Origin of the sequence: Limnofasciculus baicalensis BBK-W-15, assembly GCF_024178385.1 — a bacterium.
Taxonomy (GTDB): Bacteria; Cyanobacteriota; Cyanobacteriia; order Cyanobacteriales; family Coleofasciculaceae; genus Limnofasciculus; species Limnofasciculus baicalensis.
Genome location: NZ_JAMZMM010000534.1, coordinates 1 through 3059, shown reverse-complemented (window position 1 = coordinate 3059; position 3059 = coordinate 1). Strand labels below are relative to the sequence as shown.

Below are 3059 nucleotides of genomic sequence, written 5' to 3'. Positions count from 1 at the left end.
GGGCGGTAAAGCCTGTGTAGCAACAGGTTTTAACCTGTTGCTGTAGGAGAATGAAACAGCCCTGGGGAGGATGGGGGGGATTTGAAGTAATTGATATGCGACGGGTTTTGAGCCTATTCGCCCCACATAAATCGTTCTAATGGTACTAACCGCATTAATTCTCTACCTAAGCGTTGATACAAAAAAATCTGTTCTGACCAGATTTTCGCATAACCACTAGCCCCTGGATTCAGTTTTCCATCGCTATTATTAACGATAATTTGTACCAGGGCTACTCGATTTAGTTGGTTGGGATCGTTCTGGATTTTTGGTAATATGCGTTTGACGGTGGCTTTGTATGGTCTTAATTTGGCTTGGAGGGGGCGGAAGGTTACGGGTTTATCTATTTCTACATATTCTAAATCTTCTTGTTTTATTTCTACGGTGGCAGTGAGTTCGGTTAAATCGGCGATTTCTAATAATAAGTCTTCTCCGGGTTTCAATTCTTGATTTCTGCGTAAATCTAAGTCATTGGTAAGGATTATGCCTGCTTTTGTAGAGCGCAATGTGAGGCTTTCTTGTTGAGTTTGGAGTTGTTTGAGGCGTTTTTCTATAGTGGCTATGGCATTTTGTTGCGCTGTCATCTGTGTTTCGGCTTGGGCTATCATCCGGGAAGCGTCAATTGTTGTTTGTTGGGAGGATGTTTCGTTTTGTAAATCTGTGGCGCGATCCCGTTGTTGTTGTTTCGCTGATTCAATCTCTTGGTTTTTGGCTGCTAAAGCACTCTGAATATCTTTTAATTCGCTTTCAACATTATCTTTTCTTTCTCTGGAGATTGCCCCTTGTTGGGATAAATCTTGATAGCGCTGTAATTTATCTTCAATTTCTGGTATTTGTGCTTGTAGGCGCTGGGCTTGAGTTTCTAATACTTGAATTTCTGGGGGAAGTTTACCTGTAATTAACGCAGAAGCACGATCTTTTTCTCGCTTGGCTTTTGCTTCTGTCGCTGCTGCTACTCCTGTCACTTCTAATAGTTGGGCTTGGGCGCGAATTTGTTCGGTTTTAGCTGCGGCTAGTGCTTGATGGGCTTGGTTTAATTGTTCTTCAACTGTAGCAATTTCTCTGTCTAATTCTAAACTAGATAATTTGGCAACAATTTGACCTGGTTGTACATAGTCTCCTGGTTTTACTGTAATTTCTTTGACTACAGCAACTCTGGGAACCCGAATTATTTCTCTGGCACCTTCTCGCGTTTCTAATTCTACTCTTCCTCCTACTTCAAAGGAGGTGGGGATGAAACCACAGGCGATGAGGATACTGGTAATTAATCCTAATTTTAACCAGAAACGGAGATATTTAAGATACCCGACTTCGACAGCGGATGTAAGGAGGGTATCTGGAAGAAGTCGGGGATTTGGAGGTTCTTTTGCTGGGGAGAGAGGGCGACTATTATTAGTAGTAGCATTATTATTGGTAGCTGTCATGGGAGTACGGGGAGAATAGAAGTAAATAGCCCAGATAGTTATTAAAGTAAGAGTCCAAAAGAATAAATTCATTAGACTCCAATCGATAATGCGGAATAGCAGAAAACCAAATACAAATAAAAGATAGGCAAAGCTAAAAGGTGCATAGAGTGCTAACCAAACTTGCACTGATAGTTTTTCTGGAATTGGCTTGGCGGTAAGAAGATTAGTGTAAAATTTAAAAGAGCGATCGCGTAAGTTATTGATTCCACTCAGCGCCACTGCCAGGTAATAGCCATCAAACTTGGATAAGGGGTTGAGGTTAATCGCCACTGTGAATAAGGCGGCTGTCATTAATAGGTAACTGCCTGTATGGAGCCATGTGTCAGCAGCCGAGAGATTCCATAGCCATAATGCGATCGCGCCTATGGTAATTTGACATAGTACTCCTGCCGCAACTACGAATACCCGCTGTCGGCGTTTCATTAAGCAGTAAGCATCGGTGGTATCTGTGTAAGCTGATGGAATTAGTGCCATAAAAAATAGTCCTATTTCTGGTACTATTCCGCCATAATGTTTGAGGGTAAAGGCATGGCTGAGTTCGTGGATTGAGACTACTACCATGGCGAGGATAGCGAAGGGTAGAATTAAGGAAGTATCATAGTATTGCCATAGTTTTTGCCCCATGGCGATAATTTCAGTTTTTTGGGATAAACCGACAACTGTTGAATAGGTGATGAAGGTACAGAGAATGAAGGCAAATGTTCTTGTCCAAATCCAGCGTAATTTATCAATATGTTGGGTTAGCCAAGAGTCGGGATTGAAGAGAGGGATCTGGTAATATAGTAATTGGAAAGGAGTAAATTTTCCTCGGGGCTTTTTTTGGCGTTTTGTGCCAACTAACATGCCTTGATTGGCGAGGAGTTGCAGGTGTTGGTTGAATTTAGGGATAGCGATATCGTATTTTTCGATAATTTGGGTTGGGGAGAGTTTGCCTAAGTCTGAGGTGATGGCTTTACTGAAGTCATCCATTTGGATAAAGGTAAAGTCTTCGCGATTGCGCAAAATCCAATGTCCGTCAGGATGTTCAAACCATTTAACTTCTGGTTTAAGGCGATAATCTCGGCTAGGAGGTGTTGGTTTTGAATTATTGTTGGGGGGAGTTAATACTCCTGCTTTAGCGATTTTTTCGATTAATTCAATGACTAGGTTGGGCGATACTTCCTCTTTAAATTCTTGGTGTATTTTTGCTTGTATTTGTTGTAGTTGATATTCTCCGATAAAGTATTTGAGGGCAGAAGCTTCTGTGGAAGTAAGTATAATGTGACGATTGCCTTGTAATTCTTGCAGGACAAATTGGTCTGATTCTCGCCGTTTCTGGATTTTCCAGTTGGGGCGAATATCAGGGCACAGCCAGTTATGCCAAGGGTTTTGATGGGATTGTTCCCCGCTTTTCATGGTAGATATCAGTGGATTTACGGAGTTTTATGGTAGATGTCAGTGGATTTACGGAGATTGTTGGGTAAGGTATTTATCCCGACAGGGAATAAATGATGCTGTTGGCGAATTCGGAAAACCTAACCCCCCAGCCCCCTTCCCTGTTAGGGAAGGGGGAGC

General features: G+C 42.1%; 1 protein-coding gene. It reads right to left on the bottom strand.

The features are described from left to right. Positions 1 to 113: 113 nt before the first annotated feature. Positions 114 to 2900 (bottom strand): site-2 protease family protein, encoded by a 2787-nt coding sequence (locus NJ959_RS27770; protein ID WP_254015001.1) that lies wholly within the window; start codon positions 2898 to 2900, stop codon positions 114 to 116. Between the last annotated feature and the right edge of the window lie 159 nt (positions 2901 to 3059).

Excerpts from the sequence above, each read along its gene's own strand:
- NJ959_RS27770 (WP_254015001.1), bottom strand. The coding sequence starts at position 2,900 with ATGAAAAGCGGGGAACAATCCCATCAAAACCCTTGGCATAACTGGCTG.